The organism is Gimesia aquarii, assembly GCF_007748195.1.
Lineage (GTDB): Bacteria > Planctomycetota > Planctomycetia > Planctomycetales > Planctomycetaceae > Gimesia > Gimesia aquarii.
The window spans coordinates 6,696,071-6,713,010 of record NZ_CP037920.1; the positions used below are offsets into that span (position 1 = coordinate 6,696,071).

The window sequence follows — 16,940 nt, forward strand, 5'->3', positions numbered from 1 at the left end:
CATTAAGGTCAATATTAATCATCACAATTTAACGTTTACATTTTGTGGTTGGTGGAATCCATTTTGAAATTAAATTAACCAACCGCTATCCATATCACCTCGGTGGTGAGTGGATTAAGTAAGAACTAATTCAATTAAGACGAAATGTATTGTAAATCATTTCCTGACCTTGAAATTGACAGCGTGTGAACAGAATAAGGAAAGTAATTAGAATTCTGCAAACGAATCTGACAATTCGTATCCAGCCAGATTGATCTTCCTGCTTCCTGTCTCTTCACATCAGTAGCAGCATGCATAAACGAACCAGTACTTTACAACAAGTAGTTCAAAAAGCGGTAAAATCCGACTTAGTGTGGTATGCTACGGCTAGTGCTTCTCATTTTCAGAGTCAACGAGGGGCTCTTATGCCTATTGGGACAGCCTGTTCTGCATACCAGCTATCCAGTGATGACGTGCGACACTTCGAGTTGCGATCCGTGACTGGTAACCCTGATGAGAAAGTAAGCAGAAAAGAACCTGTCCAGGCTAGATCAATACTCCCTCAAGACATCACACAGGAAGTGATTCGGCTCATTTGTCGTATCAAGAACACTCTCATTGATTTGATTTGTCCGGTTTCCTATCAGACAGAGACAATTCATCCCGAGAGACCTGCCCATTCCTGGACTCTCCGCGAATACTACAGGTTACAGACAGACAACGCTAGCGTATCGCTACAGTTAGCGCACAAAATGTCTGTCTCTTCAACGACTGATGGAGCATACATGATTCGTCGTGTCAAACGACAGAGGGTACTCCATGAAAAAGGAAATGCTGATTAATGTCCTCCAGCCGGAGGAAAGTCGAATCGCCATCGTTGAAGATGGAATTCTCGAAGAACTATATGTAGAACGCAACAGCGTCGAAAATCTGGTCGGTAATATCTACAAAGGAAAAGTAGTCAATATCGAACCAAGTATTCAGGCTGCATTCGTTGACTTTGGTGTAGGCCGCAATGGTTTTTTGCACGTCAGCGACGTCGAACACCAATACTATAAGCACCTTACCGAAGCAGCCGAAGAGAATGGGAAACCATCACGGGGAAGAAATCCAAAAGGCCGTCGGGGCAACGAAAGAAGCGTTGCCAATAAACCTCCGATCCAGGAAATTCTCAAGCGAGGTAGCGAAGTTCTGGTACAGGTCATTAAGGAAGGGATCGGAAATAAAGGCCCAACTCTGTCAACTTACATCAGTATTCCCGGACGCTATCTGGTTATTATGCCCGGTCTACAACGGGTAGGAATCAGCCGTAAAATTACTGATGAAGATATCAGACGACAACTAAGGACAATTCTTACAAAGCTTGCCCCCCCGCCCGGTCTTGGATTTATTGTTCGGACCGCTGGTATTGATCGAACAGCCGAAGATCTCAGACGCGATTTAAACTACCTCCTTCGCCTCTGGGGGACGATTGTAGGACGCATCAAAAAGCTGCCTGCTCCGGTGGAGATTTACTCCGAAAGCGACATGATGATCCGTACGATTCGCGACATCTACAATAAAGAAATTGACGCACTTTATATTGATGAACCTACAGCCTATCAACGCGCCAGAGATTTTATGAAAGTCGTGCTCCCCAAGCACGTTGATAGGGTAAAACAATACAGCGGCAATGATCCCATTTTCTATGACAGCGATCTTGATGATGAAATATGCAGCATTCAAAACCGACACGTCCCCATGAAAGGGGGAGGGTCGATTGTCATTGATCAGACAGAAGCTCTGGTCGCGATCGATGTCAACAGCGGTAATTACCGCGCAGATGACAACGCTGAAAAAACTGCGTTCAAAGTGAATATGAAAGCGGCAGAAGAAATCAGTCGTCAAATCAGACTCCGCGATTTGGGCGGCGTGATTGTGATTGACTTTATTGACATGCGAGAGGAGAAACATCGTCGTCAGGTAGAACGCAGATTAAACGAACTCGTTAAACGAGATCGAGCCCGCACCAAAGTCTTGCGAATTAGCCCCTTCGGTCTCATCGAAATGACGCGCCAGCGAATACGCCCCTCATTAAGGAGAAGCATGTATGAAGACTGTCCATCATGTCGAGGGACAGGCCAGGTGAAAACAGCCGAAAGCATGGCGATCGAAGTGATGCGGACCCTGATGAAAACGATCAACAAGAAAAAGATTTCCCGGATTGTTTTAAATGTACATGAAACAGTGGCCAATTATTTGAATAATAAACGCCGTAAAGACATCACGAATCTAGAAGAATCAGCTTCGACCTCAATAATAATAAACGCACGTACAGATGTCGAGCCGGAGCATTTGATTGCACGTTGTTATGACGATATTGGAAATGAAGTGAATTTCTAGTGGTTTCTGACTCGAAATTTCAAAAGTGAAGCTTTACAATGCCCTGCTCGCTACGAGAACGATTGGCGCATTTCTTGCGCATTGAATCATTCCCTCCTTAGCAGAGCACCAAGAAGACGGTTTTAAGTATCTACTATCAATAGCATTACGCAATTGATTCTGAATATAACTCGGACTGACTTTGAGTCACGCATCCGACTTCAGCAAATTATTGATTCAAGAGTAAGAAGAAAAGAAGGTTTGAGGATGTTTGCAGTAATCGAAGATGGCAGTCATCAATATACGATTCAGGAAGGGGACACCCTGACAATCGACTACCGTGCTACAGCGAATGAAGGTGATGCGATTACATTTGAGAGCGTTCTACTTGCCAATGGTGGTGGAGCCAGTTCAATTGGTGCCCCCACAATTGAAGGGGCCTCTGTGGAAGCAGAAGTCGTTCAACCCGAAGTAAAAGGGGAAAAGCTCGAAATTCAAAAGTTGCGACGTCGAAAAAATTCACGACGACACACTGGTCACCGCCAGAAATACACAACCGTTCGCATCAAATCAATTACTGTCCCTGGCTTAGAAGTCGTTGAGACTGCTGCTGTTGAGACAGCCACCGAAGAATAATCAATCTATTGATTATCGTCTGAGTGAGTTGAACAGACCAATAATACAAGCACATATAATATCGCTTGATAAGAAGCTCCCCGAAAATGTTTTCAGGGAGTTTTTTCGTGGATCTTACTTTTTTCCAAGGTCGTACATCTGATTCTTGCTCTCTAAAACGGGGTTGACCAAAAACCGTTATTCCGCATAGATTTACGCTGCTTTTGTAAATAATTCAGCAGCGATATACCCTTTGCTCTTTCGCATATCGTGTAAAAAGCAATTTCATAAAATGTCGAAATTCATTCTTCATTTGAGAATCGATTCATTAAATAGGACATTCTGATGCACCTGTTTTTTTCTGTGGGCGAGCCCAGCGGTGACCAACACACGGCACACCTCATTCAGGAAATTCGTAATCGAGTTCCACAAGCACACTTCTCTGCTTTTGGTGGACCAGAAATGCAGGCCGCTGGATGCCGTCTGGAAGTACGTCTCACCGATTATGCAGTAATGGGCATCTTTAATGTCCTGCCATTAATTTTTAAATTCATTGGTTTGATCAGACAAGTCGGCGCATATCTTGAATCAGAACGTCCGGACGCCGTGATTCTTGTTGATTTTCCTGGCTTTAACTGGTGGGTCGCTAAAAAAGCAAAATCACTGGGTATCCCTGTATTCTACTATTTGCCTCCACAACTCTGGGCTTGGGCTCCCTGGAGAATTCGTCGCGTTCGCAAAAACGTTGACTACATTCTCTCCGGTCTGAAATTCGAAAAACAATGGTATGAGGCACGTGGAGTAAACGTCGACTACATCGGTCATCCCTTTTTTGATGAAGTTATATCCAAGCCTTTAGATCAGGAATTATTAGAGGAACTCTCTGACTCGGAGAAGAAAATAGTTGGTATTCTACCAGGCTCGCGCACAAGCGAAGTTACGAAGAACTTTCCGGTCATGCTCCGCATTGTGCGGCAACTTTCACAAAAGTTTCCGAATGCAGTATTTCCTGTCGCCTGCTATAAAGCAACTCATCTAGAACTCTGCAAAAAAATTATAGAACAACAAGAAGCGACTGGACTTCCTATAAAACTCTATTTGAAAAAGACCTCAGAAATCATCGAGTCAGCACAATGCTGTCTGATGGTTTCCGGTTCCGTGAGCCTGGAGTTACTAGCGAGAAAAACACCTGCTGTCGTCATTTACCGAAGCCACTGGGGAATGTACTTTCTGGCTCACTTATTAATTACCTGCAAATATATGTCTTTACCAAATCTGATTGCTGACCGAGAATTAATGCCCGAGTTTCCTTCGGTCGGTTCTCCGAAAAAAGATATCGCAAAAATTGATACCATTATGAGCGACTGGCTCTGCACTCCACTTTCTCTTGAACGAGCCCGTAATAAGCTCAGCTCACTGTACGATGAAACTGTGATTTCTGGTGCCTCCGCGCAAGCTGCGGAAACCATTCTGAATCACATCCAGTCTGAACCTCAACAAAAAGCGGCCGCCTAGTAAACATGTGAACCTCACCACCTGCCGTTTATTCTGTAAAATAAGACACAAAACAGCACATTTCCAATGAGAATTGAGGGAACATCTAATTGTTTGTTTTGTGTGAATGGTCCTCCAGAAATCTGCTCGTTAGAATCTTGGATTACGACAAAACTGGCAAGTCATCAGGAATAGTCTACTTTTGACAGGCCATGATTTTTTAATCTGAATAGCATCTTGGACGATCGGGACTACATACTCTAATGGGAAAAAAAACGATTCAAATCGGAATTGTTGGCGCGGGAGCAAACACAAAAAGTCGCCACATTCCGGGATTTCAAGCAATCGAAGATGTCGAAATTATAGGTGTTGTCAACTCAACACCCGCTTCAACAGAGAAAGTGGCGCGAAAGTATGCAATTCCACAGACCTATACTTGTTGGCAGGAGTTAATTGAAGATCCTGAAATCGATGCCGTCATGATCGGGACATGGCCTAATCTACACTGCGAAATCACATGCATGGCGCTCGAGGCAGGCAAACATGTCCTGACCGAAGCAAGAATGGCTCGCAATCTGGCTGAAGCACAAAAGATGCTCAAAGTCTCTCAAGCCCGTCCAGATTTGATCGCCCAGATCGTCCCCAGCCCTTTTGGTCTCAAATACAATCAAGAAGTGATTAAACTGATTTCGCAACAGTATCTTGGAAAGCTACGTGAAGTCGTTGTACTAGGCGCCGATAACTCCTTCTGGGACTACAGCAAAAAACTACATTGGAGACAGGATAAAGAAATCAGCGGGAATAATGTTCTCACGATGGGCATTTTACACGAGACACTCAGCCGCTGGGTCCCTCCCACAGAAAGAGTCTTTGCTCAAAGCTCGATCTTTGAACCACAGCGTCCCGCGGATCATAGCCAGGGTTTAGTCGATGTCACGCTCCCTGAAAGCCTGCAAGTGGTAACCAGAATAGCGGGAGGTGCTAATGCGATTTACCACTTAAGTGGTTCCATTCTGTTTGGCCCTGGGTTACAGATCCACTTATACGGAAGTTACGGGACAATTAAGGTTCATTTCACGCCAGAAGAAAAACTGTATGTTGGGCATATGGGCGAAGAAGAAATGAAAGAAATTCAAATCCCCAAAGAAGAACAAGGACACTGGCGAGTAGAAGAAGAGTTCATTGGGGCAATTCGAGGAGAAGAAATCGTGCACCACACTGATTTCGCCACCGGAGTACAATACATGGAGTTTACAGAAGCGGTCACACGAAGTTATGAAAACAACGAACCTGTGACACTTCCCTTATAACCCATCTTTCTAATATTGCTTCAGATGGTCTGGTTTTGAATGAATCATGACTTGGTATGATGGCGGAAAGAGAATGTTTCGAATCCTTCAGATTTCCTTAAAACTGACCTAACATCGCTCTTAGATCGACACAGAATTATGACAATACCATTGCAACGGGAATTAGAGGTTGCTCTCTCAGCCGTAAAGCAGGCTTCGCTGATTTGTCGCTCAGTACAAGCCACGATTTCAGATGATGTACTGGAAAAAAAAGACAAGAGCCCTGTAACCATTGCGGATTACAGTAGTCAGGCAGTCATTTGCAGGGCTCTCAACGCCGCATTTTCAGAAGACCCTATCATTGGGGAAGAGGACGCCGGAGAGTTAATGCAGGCAGAAAACCGTGACTTTCTGGAGAAGATTGTTACAGAACTTCTTTCAGCCGGTATTTCAGAGGCAACACCCGAGAAGGCGTGCCACTGGATCGATCAGGGGGGAGCGAAAGAATATAGCCATCGATTCTGGACTCTTGATCCGATTGATGGAACGAAAGGATTTTTGCGGAAAGAACAATATGCCGTCTCACTTTCACTCATAATGGACGGGAAAATTGTGGTCGGTGTTCTGGGCTGTCCCAACTTGCCGTTCCCGACCGATGAATCGATGAAAGGAACGCTTTATTATGCAGTAGCGGGTCAGGGTGCTTTTGCCATTCCACTCGATCAAGAGCAGCCAGCAATTCCGATTCACGTCACAAAAACGAGTGACTATTCGCAATCGCGATTTTGTGAGTCCGTAGAATCAGGTCATAGTTCACATAGCCATTCACAACAAACAGCCGACAAACTAGGTATTCAAAAAGAGCCTCGGCGGCTTGATAGTCAGGCAAAATATGCTGTTGTTGCACAAGGGGAAGCAGATATCTACATGAGGCTGCCAACACGCGCTGGTTATCGGGAAAAAATCTGGGACCATGCTGCGGGAGTCCTGTTAGTAGAAGAAGCAGGCGGTAAAGTAACGGATATCCATGGAAAACCTCTCGAATTTAACCAGGGTTATGAACTCATCAATAATCAGGGTGTCATAGTTACTAACGGTCCATTGCACCCTGCCCTGATCGGAATTCTAGATGAACTCACAATCAGCCCGGAATAGGACTTTCAAACAATAAATTTACCTTCGTACTGAATTTTATTTAGCTTATGAATTTTTGACCGACATGGACTGGCAAATTGTAGTAACATTCCTGGTATTGGGAGGAGTTATTGGCTCCCTCATGTTTCTGCGTGCCGGCGCTGATACAGTTTTAATGGCAGGTCTCACGATACTGGTCATTACTGGTGTAGTTGACGCAAAGGAGGCAATCGCCGGGTTTGCCAATGAAGGTTTGATTACCGTTGCGTTTCTCTTTGTTGTGAGTGAGGGAATTCGGCAAACGGGTGGAGTGGCTTTTACCGGGCAACAGCTACTAGGTCGCCCCAAATCACTCACTGACGCCCAATCACGGGTAATGCTCCCCTCTGCCGTTCTTAGTGCGTTTCTAAATAATACCCCGGTTGTCGCGATGATGATGCCCGTCATCTCGGACTGGGCAAAAAAAATGCGATTCTCTGTTTCACATCTGATGCTTCCCTTAAGCTATTCCGCCATCCTGGGTGGTTTGTGTACTTTGGTTGGCACTAGTACCACGCTAGTCGTCGATGGGCTATTGCAAAGCAAAACGACTCACCCCGGCTTATCCATGTTTGAAATCGCGTGGGTGGGAATTCCCGTTATGATCGTCGGTTTGATCTACTTACTTGTGTTTTCGCGCTGGCTGCTACCAGAAAGAAAACCTGCAATTACACCCATGGATGATCCACGCGAGTATACTGTGGAAATGATTGTAGAGCCCGGCTGCCCGCTCATAGGCAAGACAATTGAGCAAGCTGGTCTGCGTCATCTACCTGGCATGTATCTAATGGAAATCGACCGTGATGGTGATGTAATTGCTGCGGTTTCTTCTAATGAAAGATTAGCCGCCAATGATCAACTCGTGTTTGTGGGTATAGTGGAATCTGTTATTGATCTGCAAAAAATTCCTGGACTCAAGCCTGCCACCGATCAACTCTTTAAACTCTCTGGCCCCCGATCAGAACGCTGTCTGATAGAAGCCGTCGTTTCTGATAGTTTTCGTTTTCTTAATATGTCAATTCGCATGGCAAAGTTCCGCTCCAACTATAATGCCGCCGTCATTGCTGTGGCCCGCAATGGTCAGCGAATCAATAAAAAAATTGGGGATATCGAACTACAACGTGGTGACACCCTACTCATTGAAGCGCACCCTTCATTTATTGATCAGCAAAGAAATTCACGAGAATTCTTTCTGGTCAGTCAAGTAGAAGATTCGTCACCCCCACGCCATGAACGAGCCTGGATCGCACGCTTAATCTTATTAGCAATGATTTTGATGGTGGCTGTTGGTGATGTCAAAATGATGGTAGCCGCAATGGTGGCCGCCGCACTGATGACTGCCACACGTTGCTGCAGTGCCATTGAAGCGAAACGTTCTATCGACTGGGGTGTGCTCATCACAATCGCAGCTGGTCTGGGCATTGGTAATGCGATCGATGTCTCTGGCACTGATGACGCTATTGCTTCCACGTTTAGCGGAGTGGCCGGGAATAGTCCTCTGATTATGCTGGCAATTCTTTCGTTGACAACTCTGGTCTTTACAAACTTGATTACCGCAAAAGCAACGGCGACTTTGATTTTCCCAATCGCCATCGCTGCCGCCTATTCCTTAAAAGTCGACATCATGCCGTTTGTGATTACAGTCATGATTTCCTCAGCAGCTTGCTTTGCCACACCTATCGGATACCAGACCAATCTGATGGTCTTTGGCCCTGGTGGATACAAGTATGTTGACTATATTCGCATTGGAGGACCACTGACTTTAATCGTCTGGTTACTGACCGTGATCATTGTACCTCTTGCCTGGCCTTTCCATCCCTGATAATGTTAGTAAAGCGGTGAAATACCACTTTATTCGGATAGAAAGTCACTCATCTTATCAAGGTTCTGCTATGATTCGTCTCGTTTATCTGTCCATTCTCCTCATGCCTGTTTTTTCAGTATCGATTTTTTCCAATATTTCAAAGTTGGAAGCACAAAAGCCCTCTCCTCAAGACCGCACGAAACTAGAGAACCAACTCAACGAACTTCAGCAACAGATCGAAAAGCTAAAACAGAATAAAGAGCTCAAACAGTCACTTTTGGCTGATGTTGAAGTCTATGCCAAAGCGGCAGAATGGATCTTGCGACATAACGAGTTTTACAAACCTCAATATGTGAAAGATACTTCTAATGTTCTCGAAACAGGATTAACGCGAGCCCGGCAACTCAAGTCAGGCAAACCCGACTGGATGCAGCAAACAGGAACAGTCATCTTCGGTTATTACTCAAAAATTGATGGCTCGGTTCAACCTTATGCATTAACATTTCCGAAAGATTTCAAATCGAGATCTCGTCACCGTTGGCCATTACATGTGGAATTGCATGGTCGCGGCAGCAGACTCAATGAAGTTTCATTCATAACCCGTAGCGGTCGACCTCCCCGTGAAGGCCATAACTGGATGCACCTTGCACCCTTTGGTCGCATTAATAATGGCTGGCGCTGGAGCGGCGAAGTAGACGTGCATGAAGCCATTGCTGATGTCACAAAACGCCATTTGATCGATAAAAAACGTATTACGCTTCGCGGTTTTTCAATGGGAGGTGCGGGCGCCTGGCACCTGGGTCTGCATTACCCTTCTCTCTGGAGTGGAGTCGGTCCCGGTGCGGGATTTGTCGACTTTTACCAATATCAAAATTACAAGGAACAACTTCCGCACTACCAACATAAAACTTTGCGAATCTATGATTCAATTGATTACGCTCTGAATGCGGCCAATGTACCTGTCGTGACCTATGGTGGAGGCAAGGACAAACAATTGGTTTCGAGTACAAGAATGGTTGAAAAATCCAAAGAGCAAAATATCGAGATTCCGATTTTTATCAGTCCTGAAGCTGCCCATCAGGCACGTATGCCTGCTTATCAGGATTATTTGCGTGAATTATTAAAACACTCCGAACAGGGCCGTCCAGCCTGGCCAGGCAAAAAACAGATCCGCTTTATTACTTACACTCCAAAATTCAACCAATGTGAATGGTTGACGATCGAAGAACTCGATGAGATGTATGAACCTACGATCGTGGAAGGAGGCGTGAATCCACAATCGGGTAATCTCGAACTATCGACGGAAAATGTAGCCGCTTTGTCAATTGCAAGAGACATCGCATTTAAAGTCGAACTCGATGGCACTCTACTTCCGCTTGAATCAGCTGCAGAGGGGCTGCTACCAGAAGTCTATTACGTAAAAAGTAATGGGGGCTGGGATGTGCTGAAATATGAAGATTCTAGAACATTCAACGATAATCCGAATCAAAGAAAACGACACAATCTGCAAGGACCAATTGATGATGCGTTTACACTCCCCTTCGTCTGTGTCAAAGGAACGGGAAAACCCTGGAATACCGAACTGAATGAGTGGTCTCAATCTGTACTGGCATTGTTTGAAAAAGAATATGATAAATGGCTGAGAGCGAAAGCACCTGTGATCAACGACCAGGAAGTTGGCGAGCAGACGATCGCTAACAAAAATTTGATCCTGTTCGGAGATCCGGGTTCCAATGCCTTAATTGCGAAAGTCATTGAAGACCTCCCCATTCAATGGACCAAAGACCAAATTACGATTCATGGAAAAAACTATGATACACAAACTCATGGGGTTGTCCTGATCTATCCCAACCCATTAAACCAGAATCGTTACGTGGTCATTAACTCCGGACACACAATACATGAAAAAGATTTTCGCGCTTCTAATTCATGGCTCTTCCCCAAACTGGGCGACATTGCCATTATTCAGTTCAAGAAAAATTCAGCAGGAACATTCGAAAACAAAACGGTCTGGGCAGAACTTTTTAACAGTAACTGGGAATTACCCTAAAGAAGATTTATACGACTCTTAATTCTCCATCAAACCAGGAATGTTTGGATTACTTACATGGAAGATCAGAAACCCTGTTTCGGTTCCGAAGGGGAATGGAAGCTCCAAGAACGTTATGGAACGCAAAAACGAGCCCAAAATTTCTATGCGCGGCAGATGATCGACTATCTGAACTCTGAGATGCAGGAGTTTATACAAAAGCAGGAACTTCTGTTTATTGCAACTTCTGATTCCAAAGGAGAATGTGATAGTTCATTTCGCGCTGGTCTTCCCGGTTTTGTTCGAATTTTGAACGAAAAAACACTCGCCTATCCTGAGTACCGTGGAAACGGAGTACTAGCCTCGCTCGGTAATATTTCAGAAAATCCTCATATTGGCTTGATGTTTCTCGATTTCTTCAAAGCAACAATAGGTCTGCATGTGAACGGAAAAGCGCGTATTGTAGAGAATGTTGAGTTCCTGGAGTCAACTGAAATACCAGAAGAAATCAAGGATGACATCTCAACAGAAGATGGTAAAAAACCAGAGCGCTGGGTACTAGTCGAAGTTGAAGAAGCCTATATCCACTGTTCGAAACATATACCCCTACTCACAAAACAAGATAAAACCATTGCCTGGGGTACGGATGACATGAAGTTGAAAGGCGGTAACTTTTTTAAAGTAGATCAAAAAAAAGAGAATCAGAAATAGTAACATCCACTTTAACCATAAACATTTTTATAAAAACAACTTACATCACAGAAAATATCGAACCATCCTCTTATTTAAGCTACCAATCAGCATGAATCGGCGGCCCTCCCGGTTTTTAGAGCTAAGATCTTGAATCGATCTTGCTTCAATTTCATTTTTTTCATAAAAACCCCATTCCTATCACATCATTTTTTAATGCGTGGACCAGTCTCAAGCTGTTCTATTCATCCCCACTTTTAATTTCGATCACCATCATATTCTTAGATTTTCCTAGTAATTAAGCCCCTTACCCAATGATTCGGGCAACGTAATGAAACAATTTCAGCTCAGTAAGGTACTCCCTACTGTTCTCATTTTATTTTTGATGAGTGGATGTGCTTCATCACCAGGCAAGCAAACGATGGCCTGGAAAGCTCCTACTGCGCCTTGGAAGTGGGGAATATTGTCTGCCTCAAAAAAGAAACCGACTGACACAAAAGTAGAAATTGCGAGTATTGAAAAGGCAGCTGAGAGTGATTCGGATACTAAGAAGAGTAAAGATAGAAAATCAAAAGGGGAACTAAAAAAAGTTACTTCACATAATGCCGAGCTCTTGGCACATATCAACGAGGAACTAAAAGACGCTTCTCCTCAAGAGCGTGCTCATTTTTTAAATAGTTTCAAAGGCGTTGATCCGGACATGATCCGGAATATTCTCCGTACACGGAGGATGGTCAATACCATGGAGCAACTGGCAGAACAAAAACCCCAGATCTCATCTCCTCCGATTACCTTACCCGGCCTGGGACATACACAACCGGGAGATGAACAATCACAAGTAATACAAACCGGTGCACAAGGAGTACAACCTCCCGGGCAATTGCCCTCAGATAATTCTCAGATGTATGCTGCCTCTAATCCTGTAAGACTGGGAAACCTTGAAGCAGTCGACACAAATAACGATCCCAATCTGCCAGACATCGTACCCACACAAACGCAACCTTATTCCAGATCCCAGACGATCAGCCAAGGGCTCGACAACATTCCCGTCGTAGGTACATTAAAAACGAAGCTCTCTTCAGCATTGCAACAAGGCACTTCGGCATTACAGAATGGAATTTCACGCACGAGTACTGCAATCATCGGACAACAGGAAACTAGTACTACGGAGACTGTGGCAGCCTCAAATTCTCAAGTATCACCAGTAGAACAACAATCAGCCGACTTAAACGTAAGACCTGCAGTTAACTTGACTGAGTTAGCAGCTGGTTCTTCACAAGATCAACTCGCACAGCTTATCGCTGTCGCTGAATCAGAAATTGCTCAACTTCAAATAGGAAGCACTCCTGAAGAAAAACATCATTTTATTGAACGGCATGTTTACCTCCGCATGTTGTATTTGATGTCGGGACAACATGAACGTGCCCTGGAAGCGATTCCTGGAATTGATCCGGCTGACCAGGAATTCTGGCAGCAGACCTTTTGGTCTGTCGCCAATTATTTCGATCAGGAAGCAATTCCGAACGAAGCAGATCGTGCCACTCAAACCGTAGCACAAATGAGACAGGCAACTGCCCGCTTACAGGAAAAAGCCAATCTCAAACTGAAGAACGTTGCTTTCTGCCATAAAATTAACAGCTTTGGTAGTTATGAGCGTTTCGAACGCGATGAATATACCCCCGGCCGTCCAGTGCTGGTCTATTCCGAGATCGACAACTTCACCAGCGAATTAACCGCTGAAGGAAGTTATCGAACGCTCTTGAAATCGAAAATTCAAATTTTTAAGGCAGGTTCTAACGGCGATCTCGTCGCGGAAATTCCCTTCGAAACCACAGAAGACCTCTGCCGAAATATTCGCAAGGATTACTTTCACAGCTACAAATTTGAAATACCGCGCAATATCTCGTTGGGACCTCATGTCATGAAATTAACTGTGGAAGACGAAATCAGCAAAAAAGTTGCTACGTACACACAAAACTTTACTGTTCGGTAAACGACGAATGTTTTCCACTCGCTCTCTTTCTGACAGTTATCCGCAACCCAATATAGTTGCAGAAAACTCTCTCAACCATCTTCACCACCACAACTCCTTAGCGACTTCATTTCGCTGGAACTGGTTGGTACGTCAGCTGCAGGAAGCATCTTTAGAGTACGCCTCTGATCATGCCGTTGATACCAAACGCAGTCTGAAAATGGCAAAAGTAGAAGCGGTCTTGTTTGTTGCAGACAATGCACTCTCGACAAGAAAAATTTCTCAATTAGCAACACTGGCAAATGCTTCAGAAGCAAAAGAAATCATTGAAAAACTCAACACTGCATTCAGCGCAACCAACTCAGCATTTCATATCAAGCGTGTTGCAACTGGCTATCAATTGATGACGCAACCACAGTTTTCATTCTGGCTCAATAAACTCCATCAACGGCAAGCGGCCCTCAAACTCTCCTCGCCAGCAATGGAAACGCTGGCAATAGTTGTTTATAGACAACCGATCACTCGTGCCGACATTGAATCGATTCGCGGTGTTCAAAGTGCTGAAATGTTGAAACAGCTCATGGACCGCGGCTTAGTTAGGATTGGTGGTAAAGACGATTCACTGGGACGACCCTTTTTATATGAATCCACTCGGAAATTTTTAGAAATCTTTGGACTAAAAAATTTAGACGACTTACCAATGGGAGAGACTCTCCGCATCAAGCCTGATCGGAAACCACAAAACATAGAAGTACCTGCCGATGCCGTCGCAGATGTGGAATCGAACTCAAGTACGGAGCTCCAAACAGAAACTCTTGACCAGAAAAATGAAGATCTGGACGCGGCCTGACTCTATAATGGCTACATTATGCCAAATTCTTACTACTACTCTTTTCGTTTATCATGTTCAGAGTAGAGCTTTTTGATGTGTACTTCCGGATCACCGGTAATTAAACGCGAACGCCTGGTTCGAAACATATAATTCCACAACCAGTCCATCATGACTTTAAATCGGTTTCGAAAACCAATCAGAAACATCACATGTAATAAGTTCCAGGAAACCCAGCCTAAAAAACCTCCGTAATGGATTTTGCCAATGGCCGCGATGGCGTTACCACGGCCGATCATGGCCATTGATCCTTTATCATAATAACTGAACTCTGGACGTTGGGAAGGTGCATTGCCTTCGATTTCCGCTTTGATGATTTGAGCAACAAAGCGACCTGTCTGGATTGCTCCTTGGGCGAGTCCGGGCACGGGCTTCCCCGTTTTCGCATCAGTCGCGTGGGCAGCATCTCCGACCACAAATACTTCGGGATGCCCTGGAATTGAAAGATCCGGCCCAACAATGATATGACTTCCTCGATCAATTTCCGCATCTATCGTTTTCGCCAGATCCTGTCCCTGGACACCAGCGGCCCAGAAGACATTTTCTGCCTTGATTGTTTCGTCTCCAACGACAACTCCATCTTCATTTACATCATTCACATGCACATTGAGTTGAATCTCCACTCCCATTTTTTCGAGTACATCTTTTGCGCGTTTACTAAGATCTTCAGGCATGGGGCCGACCAGTCGGGGGCCCCCATCGACTAGAATCACACGTGACGAATTCTTGTCAATATTACGAAACTCTTTGGGCAACGTTTCCGAAGCGACTTCTTTAATGGCCCCTGCCAACTCTACTCCCGTAGGCCCACCGCCGACGATCACGAACGTCAATATTTTACGACGTGCCTCCTCGTCTGCTTCCCACTCCGCTTCTTCAAATGCCAGAAAGAGTCGCCGGCGTATTTCCTGTGCATCATCGATGGATTTCAAACCGGGAGCAAAAGACTGGAATTCGTCATGACCGAAATAAGATTGCTGTGCACCTGTCGCAATCACGAGGTAATCGTAGTCCAGTTCACCCCCATCAAACTGGACCAGTTTTTTATCGAAATCAATATTAGTAACTTCTCCTAATGCGACACGGGCGTTTTTTTGTTTCCATAATATTTTTCGTATCGGAACCGCAATATTGGTTGCATCCAACTCGCCTGTTGCCACCTGATACAGAAGAGGCTGAAAGAGGTGGTAATTCCGTTTATCGACTAAATCCACTTCAACTGCTGTATTCTTCAAGGCTTTGACGACATTGATACCAGCAAAACCTCCTCCGATGACGACAATCCTTGGCAGCTCCGAAGAAGAATGATTCATAGTGTTTTAAGTTCCTGATTTGTGTAGAGGAGATCTGTTTTAATCGCTCATCCGGTTTAATCAATCACAGGTGCCTTAATCAAAAACATGACCATGTTCATAGCGTTCATCTTTACCTGCAGCTTCGGTCAACGCGGCGACATTTGATTTCGTGAAAAAGCCTTCATATCCATGACAGCGTTCGACATATTCAGTAATTAAAATGGAATATTTCGAATGCTTCGAGAAGATTTGTTTCAAATTCGGATCGTCCAGGCATTCACCCACAACATGTGCCAGGAAGGGAATACTTTTCTCCATTAATGTATTCACCACATAATCCACATTCTTCTCACCCGCGCGATGATTTCCATCGACGACTTCATAAGCCATATGGTGCAAACGTCGTCCATAGTTGCGGACAAAATCCTCCGTGGGCATCGGCAGATTTTCAAAAGAATTGACAAATGATGGAGTATTATTGGCAGTAAAAACTTTGGCGGGTGATTTTTTATCATCATCAACGTTGCCGTTGCGAGTCACATTCGTTGAAGAATTCATATCAGCAATGTTGTAAGCACCCCAGAAATAATGATTCGACATCGTCAGGAATTCCAGAATCGCATCTTCGCGTTCACCAGCAAGAATCCGTGTCGCCAGATGATCAATCCCCAATATGAGTGAATCCAGTTTTTGTTCTTCAACAAATTGGACAACCTGATTGAGCGAGTCGACGACGGAAGCGTCCAGATCAAAGTGTGTTCCCAATTGCAAAGCGTCATAATTCCCAATCTCTTCCTGACAGTACCCTACTCGATTAAAGGTAAAGTCAGATGGAAACGTAAAGGCAAAATGAGATTCGGTAAAAAATGGGTTTTTGGTCTCGTGATGATAATTAAAACGAATGTTATGAGATTCAAGCGTTTTACGAGTCTCAGCAGTATCTTTTGTGCTAAATATTTCGCCAATATATCTCGCATTAGGCTTTTCACTGGAAAGTGGGTAGAGCCGATTGAACATGGTAATTTCATCAGCATAGTCTTTTGAAAGTGGCTCCAGAACGATGAGTCGGGGAAACTCTGGTTGTGAAATGAGCACATATACATTGTGTGTCTCGTTTTTAAAACCAGCTGAAAAACGATAAGGCCCCATTAGATAGAGTTCATGTAGATACGGTATCGCCTCCTCCTGCTCAACCTGAACCACTACCGCACACATTTTCTCCAGTAAATCTTCAACACCACTTTTTTGGCGGCGCTCATATATTTTCATCCGATATTCATCGAAGAATTCGGAATTTTTTTTGTCACCACCCGGTTGATATTCTAATGGATTGATGCTCATGGGTATCTT

13 protein-coding genes are annotated in these 16,940 nt (G+C 44.5%); 11 read left to right on the forward strand and 2 right to left on the reverse strand.

Annotated features, from left to right (window positions below; all coding sequences use genetic code 11):
- The first annotated feature begins 404 nt into the window (after positions 1–404).
- The 11 genes from V144x_RS25545 (at position 405) to scpB (ending at position 14,256) form a co-directional block, all read left to right on the forward strand.
- Positions 405–821 (forward strand): hypothetical protein, encoded by a 417-nt coding sequence (locus tag V144x_RS25545; protein ID WP_144989581.1) that lies wholly within the window; start codon positions 405–407, stop codon positions 819–821.
- On the forward strand, positions 799–2,361 hold the full coding sequence (locus V144x_RS25550) for an Rne/Rng family ribonuclease (protein ID WP_144989583.1): 1,563 nt from the start codon (positions 799–801) through the stop codon (positions 2,359–2,361). Before V144x_RS25545 ends, V144x_RS25550 begins: the two co-directional genes overlap by 23 nt.
- A 246-nt stretch (positions 2,362–2,607) precedes the next feature.
- Complete coding sequence (gene rplU / locus V144x_RS25555; RefSeq protein WP_144989585.1) at positions 2,608–2,976, forward strand: 50S ribosomal protein L21; 369 nt, start codon at positions 2,608–2,610, stop codon at positions 2,974–2,976.
- A gap of 324 nt (positions 2,977–3,300) precedes the next feature.
- Positions 3,301–4,470 (forward strand): lipid-A-disaccharide synthase, encoded by a 1,170-nt coding sequence (lpxB, locus tag V144x_RS25560; protein ID WP_144989586.1) that lies wholly within the window; start codon positions 3,301–3,303, stop codon positions 4,468–4,470.
- 242 nt (positions 4,471–4,712) lie between these two features.
- Complete coding sequence (locus V144x_RS25565; protein WP_144989588.1) at positions 4,713–5,759, forward strand: Gfo/Idh/MocA family protein; 1,047 nt, start codon at positions 4,713–4,715, stop codon at positions 5,757–5,759.
- A gap of 138 nt (positions 5,760–5,897) precedes the next feature.
- Positions 5,898–6,893: a 3'(2'),5'-bisphosphate nucleotidase gene (locus V144x_RS25570; protein ID WP_144989590.1), complete on the forward strand. Its 996-nt coding sequence runs from the start codon at positions 5,898–5,900 to the stop codon at positions 6,891–6,893.
- A gap of 64 nt (positions 6,894–6,957) precedes the next feature.
- Positions 6,958–8,733, forward strand: coding sequence for an SLC13 family permease (locus V144x_RS25575; RefSeq protein WP_144989592.1), 1,776 nt, complete (start codon positions 6,958–6,960; stop codon positions 8,731–8,733).
- A 70-nt stretch (positions 8,734–8,803) separates the two neighbouring features.
- The gene (locus V144x_RS25580) at positions 8,804–10,765 is read left to right on the forward strand and encodes a prolyl oligopeptidase family serine peptidase (RefSeq protein WP_144989594.1); all 1,962 of its coding nucleotides are present in this window, start codon (positions 8,804–8,806) and stop codon (positions 10,763–10,765) included.
- A 57-nt stretch (positions 10,766–10,822) separates the two neighbouring features.
- On the forward strand, positions 10,823–11,455 hold the full coding sequence (locus V144x_RS25585; protein WP_144989596.1) for a pyridoxamine 5'-phosphate oxidase family protein: 633 nt from the start codon (positions 10,823–10,825) through the stop codon (positions 11,453–11,455).
- 310 nt (positions 11,456–11,765) lie between these two features.
- Positions 11,766–13,427: a hypothetical protein gene (locus V144x_RS25590; protein WP_144989598.1), complete on the forward strand. Its 1,662-nt coding sequence runs from the start codon at positions 11,766–11,768 to the stop codon at positions 13,425–13,427.
- Positions 13,428–13,434: 7 nt separating this feature from the next.
- On the forward strand, positions 13,435–14,256 hold the full coding sequence (gene scpB, locus V144x_RS25595; protein WP_144989600.1) for an SMC-Scp complex subunit ScpB: 822 nt from the start codon (positions 13,435–13,437) through the stop codon (positions 14,254–14,256).
- 35 nt (positions 14,257–14,291) lie between these two features.
- On the opposite strand, the gene V144x_RS25600 is transcribed toward scpB, so the two are convergent.
- Complete coding sequence (locus tag V144x_RS25600; RefSeq protein WP_144989602.1) at positions 14,292–15,608, reverse strand: NAD(P)/FAD-dependent oxidoreductase; 1,317 nt, start codon at positions 15,606–15,608, stop codon at positions 14,292–14,294.
- A 75-nt stretch (positions 15,609–15,683) separates the two neighbouring features.
- Positions 15,684–16,931, reverse strand: coding sequence for a hypothetical protein (locus tag V144x_RS25605; protein ID WP_144989604.1), 1,248 nt, complete (start codon positions 16,929–16,931; stop codon positions 15,684–15,686).
- Between the last annotated feature and the right edge of the window lie 9 nt (positions 16,932–16,940).